The 16706-nt window shown below is 53.9% G+C and carries 16 protein-coding genes; 11 read left to right on the forward strand and 5 right to left on the reverse strand.

The window, feature by feature from the left end:
• The first annotated feature begins 28 nt into the window (after positions 1-28).
• On the forward strand, positions 29-1018 hold the full coding sequence (locus RJ38_RS17420; protein WP_052245524.1) for a hypothetical protein: 990 nt from the start codon (positions 29-31) through the stop codon (positions 1016-1018).
• Between the two features lie 151 nt (positions 1019-1169).
• Here RJ38_RS17420 and RJ38_RS17425 read toward each other — a convergent pair whose 3' ends face one another.
• Positions 1170-1451, reverse strand: coding sequence for a hypothetical protein (locus RJ38_RS17425; protein WP_039020115.1), 282 nt, complete (start codon positions 1449-1451; stop codon positions 1170-1172).
• Between the two features lie 249 nt (positions 1452-1700).
• On the opposite strand from RJ38_RS17425, the gene RJ38_RS17430 reads away from it, so the two are divergent.
• The 5 genes from RJ38_RS17430 to RJ38_RS17450 all read left to right on the forward strand — a co-directional run bounded on the left by RJ38_RS17430 (position 1701) and on the right by RJ38_RS17450 (position 6967).
• Positions 1701-2957 carry an NAD(P)/FAD-dependent oxidoreductase gene (locus RJ38_RS17430; RefSeq protein ID WP_039020116.1) on the forward strand — a complete coding sequence of 419 codons (1257 nt, stop codon included), beginning with the start codon at positions 1701-1703 and terminating at the stop codon, positions 2955-2957.
• Positions 2958-3039: 82 nt separating this feature from the next.
• Positions 3040-4377, forward strand: coding sequence for a proline--tRNA ligase (gene proS, locus RJ38_RS17435; RefSeq protein ID WP_039020117.1), 1338 nt, complete (start codon positions 3040-3042; stop codon positions 4375-4377).
• A 48-nt stretch (positions 4378-4425) separates the two neighbouring features.
• Positions 4426-4914, forward strand: a complete 489-nt coding sequence (locus RJ38_RS17440) for a DUF2937 family protein (RefSeq protein WP_039020118.1) — start codon at positions 4426-4428, stop codon at positions 4912-4914.
• 90 nt (positions 4915-5004) lie between these two features.
• The gene (locus RJ38_RS17445; RefSeq protein WP_039020227.1) at positions 5005-6291 is read left to right on the forward strand and encodes a lipoprotein-releasing ABC transporter permease subunit; all 1287 of its coding nucleotides are present in this window, start codon (positions 5005-5007) and stop codon (positions 6289-6291) included.
• Positions 6284-6967 (forward strand): ABC transporter ATP-binding protein, encoded by a 684-nt coding sequence (locus RJ38_RS17450; protein WP_039020119.1) that lies wholly within the window; start codon positions 6284-6286, stop codon positions 6965-6967. The genes RJ38_RS17445 and RJ38_RS17450 overlap by 8 nt, the downstream gene beginning before the upstream one ends.
• A gap of 10 nt (positions 6968-6977) precedes the next feature.
• Here RJ38_RS17450 and RJ38_RS17455 read toward each other — a convergent pair whose 3' ends face one another.
• Together RJ38_RS17455 and RJ38_RS17460 are read right to left on the reverse strand one after the other, a co-directional pair.
• Positions 6978-7835 (reverse strand): hypothetical protein, encoded by an 858-nt coding sequence (locus tag RJ38_RS17455; protein WP_052245525.1) that lies wholly within the window; start codon positions 7833-7835, stop codon positions 6978-6980.
• Positions 7836-7897: 62 nt separating this feature from the next.
• Entirely contained in the window at positions 7898-8347 is a 450-nt protein-coding gene (locus tag RJ38_RS17460; RefSeq protein ID WP_039020120.1) for a DMT family transporter, read from the reverse strand.
• Positions 8348-8884: 537 nt separating this feature from the next.
• On the opposite strand from RJ38_RS17460, the gene RJ38_RS17465 reads away from it, so the two are divergent.
• A complete protein-coding gene (locus RJ38_RS17465) occupies positions 8885-9151 on the forward strand; it encodes a hypothetical protein (protein ID WP_039020121.1) in 267 nt (88 codons plus the stop codon).
• On the opposite strand, the gene parE is transcribed toward RJ38_RS17465, so the two are convergent.
• Positions 9148-11109 (reverse strand): DNA topoisomerase IV subunit B, encoded by a 1962-nt coding sequence (parE, locus tag RJ38_RS17470; RefSeq protein ID WP_039020122.1) that lies wholly within the window; start codon positions 11107-11109, stop codon positions 9148-9150. The two genes, RJ38_RS17465 and parE, sit on opposite strands and share 4 nt — an antisense overlap.
• A gap of 198 nt (positions 11110-11307) precedes the next feature.
• Here parE and RJ38_RS17475 point away from each other — a divergent pair, with 198 nt between their 5' ends.
• From RJ38_RS17475 to RJ38_RS17490, 4 genes are all read left to right on the forward strand, one after another.
• Positions 11308-12750 carry a pyridoxal phosphate-dependent decarboxylase family protein gene (locus tag RJ38_RS17475; RefSeq protein WP_039020123.1) on the forward strand — a complete coding sequence of 481 codons (1443 nt, stop codon included), beginning with the start codon at positions 11308-11310 and terminating at the stop codon, positions 12748-12750.
• Between the two features lie 82 nt (positions 12751-12832).
• On the forward strand, positions 12833-14071 hold the full coding sequence (gene ilvA / locus RJ38_RS17480) for a threonine ammonia-lyase IlvA (RefSeq protein WP_039020124.1): 1239 nt from the start codon (positions 12833-12835) through the stop codon (positions 14069-14071).
• Positions 14072-14156: 85 nt separating this feature from the next.
• Complete coding sequence (locus tag RJ38_RS17485) at positions 14157-14765, forward strand: carboxymuconolactone decarboxylase family protein (protein WP_039020125.1); 609 nt, start codon at positions 14157-14159, stop codon at positions 14763-14765.
• Positions 14766-15134: 369 nt separating this feature from the next.
• Positions 15135-15464 (forward strand): hypothetical protein, encoded by a 330-nt coding sequence (locus RJ38_RS17490; RefSeq protein ID WP_039020126.1) that lies wholly within the window; start codon positions 15135-15137, stop codon positions 15462-15464.
• Between the two features lie 17 nt (positions 15465-15481).
• Here RJ38_RS17490 and RJ38_RS17495 read toward each other — a convergent pair whose 3' ends face one another.
• Positions 15482-16678, reverse strand: a complete 1197-nt coding sequence (locus tag RJ38_RS17495; RefSeq protein WP_052245526.1) for a winged helix-turn-helix domain-containing protein — start codon at positions 16676-16678, stop codon at positions 15482-15484.
• Between the last annotated feature and the right edge of the window lie 28 nt (positions 16679-16706).

The following is a 16706-nucleotide window of genomic DNA, read 5'->3' on the forward strand; positions in this document are numbered from 1 at the left end:
GGAGTAAATTACACTTCAAGAGGATATTATGACAAAACAATTAGTGCTCTTTGGTAATGGCTTAGGCCGCGCCATTGACAATGATTTCTACCCACTTGAGCGTGCTATGAAAGCTGCATGGGATGATACTACCGTTCTTGATACAGTTCAGAAAAACCTGATTTGCGGGTGTATTGAGGATGAACTGATAGAGGGCGACTTGGTTGGGCCTACTGAAGAAGAGCAGCTTACAGATCTGCAACGCGTTCTTACGGCATGTGATCTAGTGTCTGAATTTGAGGCCAAACTAAATACCGGAGAAACATGGCTCACGGAGCATGGTAAAGCGTTTCCTAAAGCTATTCGCAGATATTTTCACGACGTTGCCAGCCGATTTCATGATCCCGAAAAACAACTCCCTGACGACTTTGCAAACAGCTTACGCGATTTTGTTCGTAGCAAACGCCCACATATCGCGACTTTGAACTATGATGATTTACTGTACGAGAGCTTTACAGAAACCGACATCTTCAATAAACATATGTTGCGGGACGGCTTCTTTAAAAAGTTTAATTTTAGTCTGCATGAATATCACTATTCTAGCAATGAAGGTTGGTTTCTACATCTCCATGGATCACCTTTATTCATAAATGTGCAAGGTACTCCCTGCAAAGTAAAACGCTGTAATCTAGCTTTTCATCAAGGTACTGATAGCAATCATCTAGTGCTGACCAATGCGACTTCGAAGCCTTCGGTTATCCAGAACTCTGTTGTGTTGAAACGATATTGGGAGAAATTTGCCGAGATCATTAGCCAGGGCGTTGACATCACCCTATTTGGTTACGGTGGGGGCGACTTACACCTTAATGACCTGATTTCTAAATCTGGGGATAATGTGTCCCTCAGGATCGTTTGCAGGGATAGTGGTGATTTGCCAGCAGAGCTTGATACGCTGTGGCATGGTCGCTTTAACGGCAAGGACCCAAAGAAGATCAATATCATTCGAAATGAGAATATTTTGGACTTCCGAGATTGGTGAAAACGACTTGTGAGCAATAGGGCAGCGCCTGACCCTAGGTGGGTGCGAAGTGCCCTCCCGTGGGGAGGGTCGGGCGCTGCCCGGCGGGGCCGGGCAAGGGGTGCTATCTTAAAAGCCTGCGCCGACAAACCACTTTTCGGCATATGGGCGCTCAGAATGCGTCGGCTTCGGGGACGTTGCCGTGTCGGGCGAGGAATGTGGGGGTGCTGACTTCGCCGGAATTTATGTCTTCCTCAACCATATATGCGTCGGCGCCGACGCAGCCCTCAGAGCGGCACTCGCGCTCGGCGCGTTCTTCGGCCGCTGAAGCCGTGGTGTATTGGAACAGTTTGCCCAATTGCAAAGCGCCTTGTTGGGCATGTGCTTCACTTTTTGCGGTGTATGTTTGGCAAATATAGTGAATCTTTGAGGCGGTTTCGTTTTCTTCGTCCATGACAGTTATCCTGATTTGACCTGGAACAAATTAGGAACATTTTAAACATTTTGCAAGATGCTTCTGTCGATCAAGAGGTGCAATGCGTGGAAAGGGACGTTGCACGTTGATGGAGGAGGGGTAGGAAAGATATCCATTCCAAAACCTCATTAGCCCACATCGAAAATCTGCTTTTTTGTTGTGAAGGTTTTGGGTTATGCCAGCATTGGGTGAGATCCTCACCCCGTTCCCATATTTCAGGAGAGCAGGATGGAAAACCTCTGGGCTGTTACCGCGCCGTCGATTGCGCCTTTTCCACGGCTGGAAAATGATATCACCGCCGATGTTGCGATTGTTGGTGGTGGCTATACGGGCCTGTCTGCGGCATTGCATTTGGCCGAGGCGGGGAAATCCGTGGTTTTGCTTGAGGCCCGCACGATGGGGTATGGGGGCTCGGGGCGAAATGTGGGGTTGATCAATGCCGGGCTTTGGACGCCCCCAGATGAGGTCGAGGCCTCGCTTGGGAAATTGGCTGGTGAAAAGCTGAACGGGGTTTTGGCCGGTGCGCCAGCCTATGTCATGGCGTTGATCGAGAAATACGAAATCGACTGTGAGCTGACCAAAACCGGGACGTTGCATTGCGCCCATAGCGAAAAGGGCTTTGCTGATCTTCAGGCCCGCTTTGCCCAGCAAAAGGCGCGCAAAGCACCGGTGACCTTGTTGACGCGCGACGAGACCGCAGAACGTGTGGGATCAACGCGGTTCTTTGGGGCTTTGCATGATGCGCGCGCGGGCACCTTGCAACCTTTGGCTTTTGCGCGAGGGCTTGGACATGCGGCGCGACAGGCTGGGGCGCAACTGTTTGAGGACAGTGAAGTGGTGCAATCTGATTTTGATGGATCACACTGGCATCTGCGCACCCGCGAGGGCCAGGTCACAGCCAAACATGTGATCGAAGCGACCAACGCCTATGAATGCAAACCAGGCACGCCGCGATATACGCCGGTTTACTATTTTCAATGCGCGACAGATCCCGTGCCGACCGCGCTGCGCAAAGATATTTTGCCAGGTGCCGAGGGATGCTGGGATACCGCCATGGTGATGTCGTCGTTTCGCTGGGATAAAGCCGGGCGCATGATCATTGGCGGCGTTGGAAAGTTGGATGGACTGGGCGAGGGGGCGCATCTTAAATGGGCCGCCCGGAAAATTGCACAGATTTTTCCGTCTCTTGCGGGGTTGCCTTTGACGACGGGTTGGCATGGGCGGATCGCCATGACGCGGGACCACATGCCCAAAGTGGTTGAGACGGGCATGCATAAAATGTCGATATTCGGATACTCTGGGCGTGGGATTGGGCCTGGCACGGTATTCGGCAAAGCCGCATCTGATTGGGTTTTGCGCGAGGACTCTTCTGTTTTTCCGGTCGCGTCAATGCCTTCATATCGCGAGAAACACAGCAAGGTGATGGATGTATATTACCAAGCTGGTGCGGTTGCAGCACACCTAAGCGGGGCGCGACGATCTTGATGTGACAGGATTGGTGGTGTCTCTTGTCTGTCTGCGCGCAATGGCGTAGAGCAGGGGAAACCCAATAAGACAGAGAGAAACCATGCGCCTCAGCCGTTATTTCCTGCCCGTTCTCAAAGAAAACCCGGCAGAAGCCGCGATTGTCAGCCACCGCTATATGTTGCGGGCTGGCATGATCAAACAATCCAGCGCTGGGATCTATTCCTGGTTGCCGCTTGGGTTCAAAATCTTGCGCAAACTTGAGAATATCGTGCATGAAGAACAGCAGAAGGCGGGTCACATGCCGATGCTGATGCCGACCATTCAGTCTGCGGATCTGTGGCGTGAATCGGGTCGTTATGAAGATTACGGCGACGAGATGCTGCGTATTTTAGACCGTCACGGGCATGATCTGCTGTATGGTCCGACCAATGAGGAACAGATCACCGACACGTTCCGCGCCCATGTGAACAGCTATAAAAGCTTGCCCCTGACGCTGTATCAAATTCAGTGGAAGTTCCGCGATGAACGCCGCCCTCGTTTTGGCGTGATGCGTGGTCGCGAGTTCCTGATGAAAGACGGCTACAACTTCGATCTGACCAAAGAAGACGCGCTGCATGCGTATAACCGCCATCTTGTGACCTATCTGCGCACCTATGAACGCATGGGGCTTCAGGCGATCCCGATGCGTGCGGATGGTGGTCCGATTGGTGGCGATTACACCCATGAATTTTTGGTGCTTGCTGAAACCGGTGAATCCGAGGTGTTTTATGACTCTGAGGTAACCGACATCAAGCTGGGCCAGCGCGACGTTGATTTTGACGACAAAGCGCAATGCGAAGCGATTTTGGAAGAGTTCACAACGCGTTACGCACGCACCGATGAAACCCATGACGAGGCGATCTTTAACGAGGTCCCTGAGGAACGTCGTCGTTCCGCACGTGGCATCGAAGTCGGGCAGATCTTCTATTTCGGTACCAAATATTCCGAAAGCATGAACGCAACTGTCGTAGATGAGAACCAGAAACAGGTGCCTGTGCACATGGGGTCGCATGGTATCGGTGTGTCTCGTTTGCTTGGGGCGATTATCGAAGCATCTCATGATGATAAGGGCATTATTTGGCCTGAAGGCGTGACGCCATATCATTGCGGTATCGTGAACCTGAAACAGGGCGACGAAGAAGCGGATGGCGCGTGTGAAGCACTGTATGCAGCCCTGACCAAAGCGGGGCTTGAGCCCCTGTATGACGACCGCAAAGAACGCGCGGGCGGTAAATTTGCCACCATGGATCTGATCGGTCTGCCATGGCGCATTACGGTCGGTCCACGCGGGTTGAAAAACGGTGTTGTTGAGGTGACATCGCGCAAAACGGGCGAAAGCGAAGAAATGACACCAGAAGCGGCGATCAATAAAATTATCGCGATCTACGCAGCTCTGTAAAATTTGAAATGCGGTGCTTCGGCGCCGCATTTTTCTTTGAGGTTAAAGATGTTTTTACGTGTGATTGCATTTGCGGGTGGCCTGGCGGGGGCTGCGGGCTTTTCCCAATTTCCTGAATTTTCGCAACAATATTTGCAACGCCTAGGCGGCGCGGTTGAGGCATTGGAACAGGTTGTGGCGGATTTTGATGCGTCTGCTGTGGCGGAAGGTCTTAGCCGGGAAGCGGCCCTTGATCAGATGCGGGGCACAGCATTCCTTGAGCGCCGTCGCGACGATATGCAGGACACGATTTCGCGTTTCACGGGCTTGCGCGGCGATCTTGAGGCGCTGGAATCGCGTTCTGCCTGGGGGCGTGCAGCAGCCGGTTGGCGCTTTGGCGACGCAGAACTGATCAGTGATACTTCAAAAGCCTTTCGTCCTGGCCTGCCTTTGACCCTGGAAGGGGCGGGGTTTGCGGGGGCTGGTTTTCTGACGGGTTGGGCCTTGTTGCTGGCGTTTTTTGCAGTGCTCAGCTGGCCTTTTCGGCGAAAGGGCTGAGACCCGCGCAATACCACCAGGAAAGGGACATTGCGCTTGATCTTTGGCAAGCTGCAGCCCATGTTCCACCCAACAGAAACAGGAGCTCTCATGGCCGGATCAACCCGCCCGTTTTCACGTTTTGAATGGCTGATCGCTTGGCGGTATTTGCGCGCGCGCAAAGCCGAAGGCGGGGTCAGCACAATGACGTGGATTTCATTGATCGGGATCATGTTGGCTGTTGCCGCGTTGATCATCACCTTGGCCGTGCGTACGGGATTTCGCAATGAATTTGTCGACACAATCCTTGGCGCAAACGCGCATGTGACCGTCTACCAGCAAAGCACAGTTGGCGCGAATGGGCAGCTGGCGAACACGATCGAAGACTATCTTGGCAAGGCCTCTGTTCTAGGTGCGGTTCCGGGTGTCACGCGCGCGGCCCCTTTGGTGCGTGCCCAAGTGATGGCGAACAATCGTGACAATAATGCGGGTGTTGAGGTTTACGGCATTCGCCGTGAAGACATCATGTCGATCCCACGGATCGCGGATCCTGAAACCGGGCGTGGCGATCTTGCGCGGTTTGAAGACGGCGTGTCAATTGGCATGCAAGTCGCCCGTGAATTGGGCCTGTTGGTTGGGGATCGGATCAAGCTGATTTCCCCCAATGGCGTGAAAACAGCCTTCGGCACCAGCCCACGTGTGAACACCTACGAGGTCGTGCACATCTTTAATTCCGGTCGTTATTTGATTGACAAAACCCGCATCTATATGCCCTTTCCCGAGGCGCAGAGCTTCTTCAATCGTGAAGGTGTTGCCGATGAGGTTGAGCTGTTCATTGAAGACCCGGAAGCTGTCGATGACATGACATTGCCACTGCTGGCTGCCGGGGGCGAGGGCACATTGATTTGGACGTGGAAAGACAGCTCGTCCGGATTTCTAAACGCGCTTGAAATCGAAGACACTGTGATGTTTGTTCTGATGAGCGTCTTGGTTTTGATCGCATCTTTGAACATCATTTCAGGCCTTGTGATGCTTGTGAAAAACAAGACCCGTGACATTGGCATTCTGCGCACGATGGGCTTGTCTCAGGGATCCATCATGCGGGTCTTCTTTATTTGCGGGTCGCTTGTTGGCCTGATTGGCACGGCGTTGGGGGTTGTTCTTGGCTGCCTGTTTGCCCTGTATTTCGACAGTATTCTGGCGACAATCAACGAATTATCCGGTGGTCAAGCTTGGGATGCATCCGTGCGCGGCGTCTATCGCCTTCCGGCGGAACTTGAATGGCAAGATGTGATGTCCGCCGTTGGCCTGTCGCTGTTCCTGTCCTTTGGTATTACGATTTTCCCGGCCCGCCGTGCGGCACGCATGAACCCAGTAGAGGCGCTTCACAATGACTGATTTGGTTTTGGAATTGCGCAACCTGCGTAAGACGTACAACGCGGGCTGTGTGAATGAAGTCGAAGTGTTGAAAGGCGCTGACCTTCGCTTGAAACGCGGCGAAGTCGTGGCTTTGATCGCGCCATCCGGGGCTGGAAAATCAACCTTGTTGCATGTGGCTGGTCTACTTGATCAGGCCAGCAGCGGTGAAGTCGTCTTGGCCGGTGAAGCCCTGACCGGGCGATCTGACAATGCGCGCACCATGGCGCGGCGCGGCGGCATTGGTTTTGTCTATCAGTTCCACCATTTGCTGCCGGAATTTACAGCACTTGAAAACATCATTTTGCCACAGCTTGCAAATGGCACGTCTGAACGGGCGGCGAAGGCGCGGGCAGAAGACCTGTTGGAACGTGTTGGTGTGTCTGATCGCAAAGGTCATCGCCCGGCCGAATTGTCTGGTGGGCAGCAACAGCGCGTTGCGTTTTGTCGGGCCATGGCGAACGGGCCACAGCTTTTGTTGGCGGATGAACCCACAGGAAATCTTGATCCGGAAACGGCAGATCAGATGTTTGAAACCCTGATGGAAATCACCCGCGACACGGGGATGGCCGCGCTTATCGCGACGCATAACCATGAATTGGCGGGAAAAATGGATCGTGTGGTGAAGCTGGAAAATGGCGTGTTGACCGAGGTCTAAAGACCAACATTTAGAGACCGGCGTCAGCGAGATCCGGTGGGTTGCCCAGATCCACCAAGGACTTCCCAATTCGGAAGGGTGCGGCAAAGGCGACAAGGCAGATTGCGAAAATCTGCAACAACAACAGCAATACGTTTTCTTGCAAAAAATCCCATTCCTGTTTCAACCCGGACACTTGCGTCAGCAATTCATCATAGGCCTGCGCGATCACAATGAACCCTGCGCGCGCGGCATAGGCGGCCCCGGCGTCGGATGCGTTGGCGGTGTGCCCGAAGTGTTCCAATGCGGTCAGCGCGGTTTCGGTGCTTTCGTCGCGTGCTTCAAACACCAAAAGCTCCATGGGATCAAAGCCTTCGCCTGTCGCACTCATGCCTGCGTTTTTCATGTCATCGGCATCCGGGCGGCTGCTCCAGACGCTTAACAACAGGCCCAATTCTTCCAGTGGGGTTGGGGTGCGGGCGACCTCATAGAACAGAGGCAGTTGGCGGTTGCCCGAGACAGAAGCCGAGAGGAATTCCACCTTATCACATAGGCTGTGGATGTCGGCCTCTGTGCCTGCCGCCAGCGGCGCATCATCGCAGAATGTCAGGCGGAAACGCGCGGCGTCATGTTCAAACTGTCGCGTCACGGCAAAGGCCACAGCGATCTGGCGATCAAGCCGCGAGCTGTCTTCCTGCCACACGCCTGCCAGCAGGGCCGTCACCGCACCAAAACCACCAAGCCCGACCCACATAAGATCGGCAATATACCAGCCTTTGCGCGTGCAATTGCATTTCAGCATAAACCAAGTGCCAAACACGCCGGCGAAAAAACACCCGGCAATAAATAAAATCTGATTGTCGATCACGAAATCCAAAGGCCTATCCATTTCTATGTTCTATGAATAGAGCGTTGTAGGGGGCGCTGGCAATGCTGGTCGCGCGGATGTGATCAGCGGGCCAATTGCGTGATCCAAACCCCCGCCGCCATCGTGGCAACACCCAGGGCGCGGGTGAAGGTGAGGGGGCTGATCTGTGCGCCGAACAATCCCCAATGGTCAATTGCGGCGGCGGATATCATCTGGCCCAACAGTACAAAGAACACCGCATTGCCAACCCCGAATTTGGGTGCGATCCAGGTGATGGACAGCAGGTAGAACGCAACCAGCAGACCCGCCATAAACAGATGCTTTGGGGCCGAGGGGGCAAGTTTCAAAACCGATGGACCCGCAGTGAGGATCATGACGAGGGTGGTGGCGCTTAAGGCAACGATAAACAGGATAAACCCAGCCGCGGCGGGTGATCCCAAATGCTGCCCCAGGCGGGCATTGAGTGCCGCCAACACCGGAATGCCGATCCCGGCGGCCAGCATGATCGAGGCATAAAACGTGGTCGGGGTCATGGGCTTTTCCTTTGCGCGTGTTACCGGCAGTTTGCCGTGTCCGCAGCCAGAGGCAAGCCCAAAGCGCAAAACGTTACGGAACTGTGAAGGGAGTAGGGCGCGCGCCTGCCCGTGGGAACGGGCGCGTTTATAGTGTGAGATTTGCAAAGGGCAGCGCGTGACCCTGGGTGGGTGCAAAGCGCCCTGCCTTGGGGATGAAGAGGGACCGTCGTTCCTGTGGAACGGCGTAAGCCCGATGAACAGGCGCGCTTGATGTGCGAGATTTGCGGAAGGCAGTGCATGACCCTGGGTGGGTGCGAAGCGCCCTCCCGTGGGGATGAAGAGGGACCGTCGTTCCAGTGGAACGGCGTAAGCCCGATGAACAGGCGCGGTATGGTGTGAGATTTGCGGAGGGCAGTGAATGACCCTGGGTGGGTGCGAAGCGCCCTCCCGTGGGGAGGGTCAGGCGCTGCCCATGCTGGGCATGGGCGGTGACATCTTGTCATGGGAGGACTTGGCAGTAAACTGACTTCAATCTCACTTAAGGATAATCCCGTTATGCAAGAGCTAAACCATGCCTACGAAAGTGCCCAACATGCCATTTCAGAACTGAAAGCATCAATTCGAACAGTGCTTTCTGTGTCGCCGCACCCCTTGTCCAATGCTGAAATTGGACGAACACTAGGCGTTTATATGGGGCATATTGGGCATGAGGGACATATTTCCCGAACCCTACTTGCAATGATGCAAGCAGAGGGAGTTGTCGATCAGGATGAAAAAAATAAACGCTGGCATTTAGTCGATCACATTGACGTTAATACCTAAACATCCAGCTCCTCGACGAACTTGGCGTTTTCTTGGATATACTGGTAACGCATCTCCGGCTTCTTACCCATGAGGCGTTCTACGAGATCTGCGGTTTCGCCGGGCTCGTCCTCGTCGATTGTGACGCGGATCAGCTTGCGAGACTTGGGGTCCATGGTGGTTTCTTTCAGGTCTTTGGCATCCATTTCACCAAGCCCCTTAAACCGTTGCAGATCAATTTTCCCTTTGCCGCCAAGACCTTTTTCCAAAAGCATGTCTTTCTCAGCATCATTCGCCACGTAAACGCGTTTCGCGCCTTGGGTTAGACGATACAGCGGCGGACAGGCCAAATACAGGTGCCCCTGATCAATCAAAGGCCGCATCTGCGTGTAGAAAAACGTCATCAGCAAAGCCGCGATATGGGCGCCGTCGACATCCGCATCGGTCATGATGATGATCTTGTCATAACGCAGATCATCAACGTTGAATTTCGTGCCCATGCCGACGCCAAGCGCCTCGCAAAGGTCGTTGATTTCGGCGTTGGTGTTCAGCTTGGAACTGGCAGCACCCAGCACGTTTAGGATCTTACCTTTCAGAGGTAAAAGCGCCTGGTTCACACGATTGCGCGCGCCTTTACCAGAGCCACCCGCTGAGTCCCCTTCCACGATGAACAATTCCGTGCCTTCGCGGTTCTTGGCAGTGCAATCGGTCAGTTTGCCTGGCAGGCGTAATTTCTTGGTGGCGGATTTACGGGCGGTCTCTTTTTCCTGACGGCGGCGCAGACGTTCTTCTGCTCGCAGCACTAGGAAATCAAGGATCGCACCAGCTGCTTTGGTGTCGGATGCCAGCCATGTGTCGAAATAATCGCGCACGGAATTTTCAACCATACGCTGGGCGGCTTCGGTCGACAGGCGGTCTTTGGTTTGGCCCACGAATTGCGGATCACGGATGAAGCAAGACACCAATGCACAGCCGCCTGACATCAAGTCATCACGGGTGATTTGCGCGGCCTTTTTGTTGCTGACCAATTCGCCGTAAGCTTTGATGCCCTTCAGAACAGCGGCCCAGAAACCCGCGACATGGGTGCCGCCTTCGGGCGTGGGGACCGTGTTACAGTATGATTGGATCGATCCGTCGCGCGCCGGCGTCCAGTTGATCGCCCATTCCACAGAACCCGGTTCGCCGAATTTCTCCTGGAAGGTCACTTTGCCCGCGAAAGGCGCGTCGGCATAGGTTGTGACGTTTTCCAGGGTTTCATTTAGATAATCGGCCAGGCCGCCTGGAAACTTGAACGTGGCTTCCATCGGCATATCGCCATCTTCGATCTCGCTTTTCCAACGGATTTCAACGCCGGAAAACAGATAGGCTTTGGATCGCGCCATGGTGAACAAACGCTTGGGTTTGAACTTTTGTTTGCCAAAGATCTGCTCATCCGGGTGGAAGTTCACAGATGTGCCGCGCCGATTTGGGGCAGCGCCGATTTTTGCGATGGGGCCAGTGGGCACACCGCGTATAAATTCGATCGCAAACAGTTCTTTGTTGCGCGCAACCTCGACATACAAACGATCAGACAAGGCGTTCACAACGGAGGAACCCACACCGTGCAAACCGCCGGAGGTCTCATAGGCGTCGCCCGAGAATTTACCACCAGCGTTCAGCGTACAAAAGATGATCTCAAGCGCGGATTTTGACGGGTCAGAGGGGTGTGGATCGGTGGGAATGCCACGTCCGTTGTCAACGACTGTTACGGAATTATTCGCATGCAACGTGATGTCGATGCGGGTTGCGTGACCTGCAACGGCCTCATCCATAGAGTTGTCGACAATCTCGGCCACCAAGTGGTGGTAGGAACGTTCGTCAATGCCGCCGATATACATGCCCGGACGCAGTCGAACGTGCTCGATCCCGTCAAGGACCTGGATAGAAGATGCGTCATAAGTTTTTTCGGGTTCAACTGCGCCAAGAAGATCGTCTGCCATAGAGTGTGCTGCTCATTCTTTACTAAATTTTCAGCATTATGGCAGGTCCCGGGGGACTCGGGAAGGGGGAAGGCATGCGCATATTCCCATATCTTGTGGATGGATCTGGGGAAACTGTGCAAATGAGGCCGCATTTGAGGCTTGGGCTGGCGCTGTGCTGTGGTAACAAAGTGTCAAAAGAGCGGGGAGGTCGCAGCGATGCAGGATGATTTCAAAGGTGGAAAACTGGATCCACAAGATGCTGATGCGTTCCGCGCGCAGGCACACCGGTTGTTGGATGCCTGCCTAGATCAGTTGGAAACCGCAGATGAACGCCCTTGGCAATGCCCGCCGGATGATATCGACCAACGGTATGAAATTCAGGCCAATGGGCGCGATGTTGATGATGTGATTGACCAAATCCAAGGTGATGTGTTGCCGTATCATGGGGGCAATACGCATCCGAAATTTTGGGGATGGGTGCAGGGTTCGGGCCTTGCCAGCGATTTGATCGCGTCCATGGCCAGTTCGGTTGTGAACGCAAACCTTGGCGGGCGTCATCATGGAGCCAACCACATGGAACGCGCCGTGGTGGATTGGGCGCGCGCGAAAATGGGTTTCCCCGAAACCGCGAGTGGGCTTTTGGTCGCGGGCACGTCGCAGGCAACTGTGATTTCCTTCCAGGCTGCCCGTCTGCGGGTTGTGAAAGACCTGCGCGTGTCAGGACAAGGGGCGCATCATTTGACCGCCTATGCGGCGGCTGGCGTGCATAATGCCACGCGCAAAGCCCTGGAATTATTAGGTGTAGGGGCGGATAACCTTCGCCTGGTGCCGTTGAAAAATGGTCAAATGGATGTGGATGCCTTGCGAGATATGTTGCATCAAGATCGCGCCAAAGGCTGTATTCCTTTTCTGCTGGTGGGCACCGCCGGGTCCGTGGATATCGGGGGCTTTGATGATCTAACAGCCCTCGCCGATGTTGCAGAAAATGAGGGGCTTTGGCTGCATGTTGATGGTGCCTTTGGTGCCTGGACCCGCATTGCTGCCCCCGCCATTCGCACTTTGACAGATGGCATCGAGCGGGCGGATTCGATTGCGCTGGATTTCCATAAATGGATGTATGTTGGCTATGATTGCGGCATGGTTCTGATCTGCAATGAGGAAGAACATCGTGCGGCTTTTGCAGCACGTCCGGCGTATCTGCAAGGGGCGGATCGGGGCCTTGCCGGGGGCGAACCTTGGTTCACGGATTACGGCATCGATCTGTCGCGTGGCAATCGCGCGCTGAAGGTTTGGTGCGCCTTGGAAATCTACGGAGAGGCGGCTTTCGCGGATGCGATCACGGGAAACTGCCAATTGGCACGGTTGATGGCGGATGAGGTCACCACACAGCCCTTGATGGCGCTTGGCGTTGATGTGATTTCCAATATTTGTGTCTTTACCGCGCGACGCGATTTGCCCGCAGCGGCGCAATCCGCGCTGAACAGCGAAATTGCCCAGAATTTGCAAGAAAGCGGAGAGGCCGTGTTCTCGACCACCGGGATCAACGGGGTGACCATGCTGCGCGCCGCGATCACCAACCATCGCACGCGCCCTGTCGATATTGTGGCGGCGATTAAAGCTGTTGCGCGCGAAGCGTGTGACTTGGGGGAAAGCAGTTGAAGTCAATCGACCCACGGCCTAAGCACAAGCGGCCAGGATCGGTTTCCCAGCGTGATTTTTACCTTATTTTGACGGACCTGACATGACCTTCCAAGACAATGCAAAAGCCGCCACCGAGAATATGCGCGCGCTGTTTAAACGCACGCCGCTGCATCGCAATGATCATTTGTCGGATAAATTCGGTGCCGAGATCTGGTTGAAGCGCGAAGATATGTCGCCGGTGCGGTCGTATAAAATTCGCGGTGCCTTTAACGCGATCAGCAAGGCCCTTACAAATGCCCCGGATCAACGCCTGTTCGTTTGCGCAAGTGCGGGAAATCATGCCCAGGGCGTGGCACGGGTCTGTGCGCATTTTGGTGTGAGAGGCGTGATTTATATGCCTGTCACGACCCCCAAACAGAAGGTGGAAAAGACCCGAATTTTTGGCGGAGATGCGATCCAAGTTGTGTTGGAAGGCGACTATTTCGACGAAACCTTGGCGGCCTCACAAGCCTATTGCGCAAGCCAGGGGGCACATTTTCTGTCGCCCTTTGATGATGCCGATGTAATTGAAGGCCAGGCAACGGTTGCTGTGGAAATCGAAGCGCAATTGGGCCGTGCGGCGGATATGATCGTGCTGCCTGTGGGGGGCGGTGGCCTATCTGCGGGGGTCACCAGTTATTTCGGCACAGACGGGCCCACCTATACATTTGCGGAACCTGCGGGCGGCGCCAGTTTGGCGCTTGCGGTGGAAAAAGCTGCGCCAACCGCGCTGGAAAACATCGACAGTTTTGTGGATGGGGCGGCTGTTGCCAAAATCGGTGCGAAAACCTTTGAGTGCCTAAAAGACTTTGCCCAAGATCAGATTTTTGCCGTGCCAGAAGACCGCATTTGCACAACGATCCTTGAGATGTTGAACATTGAGGGCATCGTCTTGGAACCCGCGGGCGCGCTGTCGGTGGATGTGCTGAAGGACATCAAAGATCAAATCCAAGGCAAAACTGTGGTCTGCGTGACTTCTGGTGGGAACTTTGATTTTGAACGCCTGCCAGAAGTGAAAGAACGGGCACAGCAATATCTGGGCCTGAAGAAATATTTCATGCTGCGCCTGCCGCAGCGTCCGGGTGCCCTGAAAGATTTTCTTGGTTTGCTTGGCCCAGATGATGACATCGCACGTTTTGAATATATGAAAAAATCGGCGCGTAACTTTGGGACAGTTCTGTTGGGGATTGAAACCACAGCCGAGGAAAACTTTGCTGCCCTGCATGAGCGGATGGAACGTGGCGGCTTTGGCCTGCAAGATATCACGGGCGATTCTGCTTTAGCTGATCTTGTGATCTAGCCGTCGAAAAGTTAATTTTGCGCAAGGTCTTCTCATTTGCAATGATCCAAGGCAGTCTCATTCTCAAAACAGGAGAGAGATTGAGATGTCTTGGATCAAAACCGTTCCCTATTCGAGCGCCACTGGCAAGCTGAAGATGTTGTATGATCGGGTCAAAGGCCCTGACAATAACGTCGATAACATCATGATGATGCACAGCCTGCGCCCCCATTCGATGGAAGGGCATATGGCGATCTATAAATATGTGCTGCACCATTCTGGCAATACGATCCCCAAGTGGTTTCTGGAATGTTTGGGCGTTTGGGTGTCGTCGCTGAATGAATGCAACTACTGCGTGGAACACCATTTTTCTGGGCTGAAACGCCTTGTGGGGGATGATGCGAAATCTGCGGCGATCCGCACGGCAATTCAATCGCGGGATGTTGATGGCGCACCGCTGAGTGAAGCGCAAAAGCAGGCGATGCGCTATGTGCGGACCTTAACCCGGGATCCAAATGCGTTGCGTGAACTTGACGTTGAAGAATTGCGCGCCGTGGGTTGGGATGATGGCGAGATCCTAGAGATCAACCAGGTCAGCGCCTATTTCGGTTATGCCAATCGGACCGTGTTGGGGTTGGGGTGTTCGACGAAAGGGGACATCATTGGATTGTCGCCAAACAACAATGCTGATCCGGAGGATTGGAACCATAGCTAAGAAGGTCAGCGATTCGCTGTGCGCGGGTAGACATGCGTCCAAACCGGAGAATGCGTTTCTGGTTTGGGCGAATTTATCTAATATTTCCAACATTGTTTCTCAATTTCGCAGTATCCTTCGGAGTTCGGCGATGGAAAATCGTGATTTGATTTTGGCCGGTGACGGTGAAATCACTTGGATATTTCTAAATTTGTTATGCAAAACAACAGTGTGCGCTGAGGCAGCTAAAGTTAACCAACAGTGACTTTTTCTGGCGATTTTTAGATGTTTTGCGTCATATTGTTTGCACAAGGCCGCTTTTCTCTTTGGGCTTTGTAGGTTTGTGAGTGTGTGCTGGCGTGGCTGGTACGTTATGTGAAGGAAAGTGTTATGGAAAAATTGGAAACCCGTGCCCGTGAGGGCCGTCAATATGCGTTACGTGGTCAAGATGTTGTGCGCATGCGATCTGCCACTGACAAAGCTGAGCCCCCATCCATTTTTGCGCGTGCCAAGCAAATCATCCGTGATGAAACCACCAGTCGTTTGTTTCGTGAAAAGGCAGCCGTGGGTGCGCGCCGCAATGCTGTGTTGATTGACTTAGCAGATGCCCGCCGGATGCGTGATCTGGCTGCACGATATAACCAAGGCCAAGCGCGTCGGCGGGCAGCCTTATTGGCAGAGTTGGACGAAACTCGCGGAACGCTTCAAGACGCTGACTGATATTCGCAGATCTGCGGTTACCGACCGTACGCGGCCGCTGGTGGCTGCGCCGCCTGATGTTCGCATTGCCAGCGGAGGTCATGACAGTCGCAGAGGCGCATCACGCGATCCAATTCAGCGTCCAACCGCTTCATGCGGGTCTGACCCCATTTGACACCGGATTCAGCCCATAGGTTTACTACGGTCAAAACGCCTGTCTTGCGATCCGCGCGGGCTTCGATGCGGCCGACGAATTGGTCACCTTCCAGCAGTGGATACACGTAATATCCCCAGATCCGTTTGGCTTGGGGCACAAAGATCTCAATGCGATAATCAAACCCGAACAGACGCTTCAAACGGGTGCGATCGCGTATCAGGGGGTCAAAGGGGCTGAGAAGACGCATCCGTTTTGCTGGCTGTTCCAAAGCGGCAATACGTGCGGCAATATCTGGGGGAATATAGCAATCATAGAATTGGCCGTCTGACCCGGAAAATTGCGCTTTTTCGGGAGGGTTTTCACCAATCCATGTTTTTATTTCGGCGGCGCTTGCCGCATCCCAAAAACGCTGGATCTCGCCGGGGTTGGCGAATGTAAGGCGCTGTAGGGCCTGCTGACAAAGCCAATCCAAACGTTCAGCATCAGGCAGTGTTTTGTTGCGAATTTCGCTTGGATAGACGCGTTCTGCCAAGTCATATACTTTGGTAAAGCCGCGGCGATGGCAAGTCGCCAACTCGCCGGAATACCACATGAAATCAAGGGCCATTTTATGCGGTGGTCGGGACCAAGCTTCGCCTTTTCGCTGATTTTCGCTGTCGAAATCATGGGTGGACAGCGCACCTTCACGACGAATGCGATCTTTGATGTCGGCGCGGGCTTGGATGTCGGACATGCCTGAAAACCAAGATGATTTGCCCAGTTTTTCGGCTTTGCGTTCAAATTGCCGTTGCCAGATAGGTAGGAATTCCATCGGCAGAACCGACGCATCATGCGTGAAATGTTCGAATATCTCACGCCGTGGGTTCAATGCCGGGTCAAGGTGTTTCTCACGATAATTCTGATTGCGTGACCATAGAATGTGATGATGCGCCCGGGTCAGAATGTTGATGGTATCAAGCTGCACATATCCAAGATCGCGTATGATTTCGGCGACATCAAGCGGGCCGGTGGGCGCTTGCATCAATCCAAGGGAAGACAACCAAAGGCGTCGGGCAGTGTTGTTGTCAATCTGTCGCATGGGCCCTCACATCCAATTGGCATGAAGG

Origin of the sequence: Halocynthiibacter namhaensis, from assembly GCF_000812685.1 — a bacterium.
Classification (GTDB): Bacteria; Pseudomonadota; Alphaproteobacteria; order Rhodobacterales; family Rhodobacteraceae; genus Halocynthiibacter; species Halocynthiibacter namhaensis.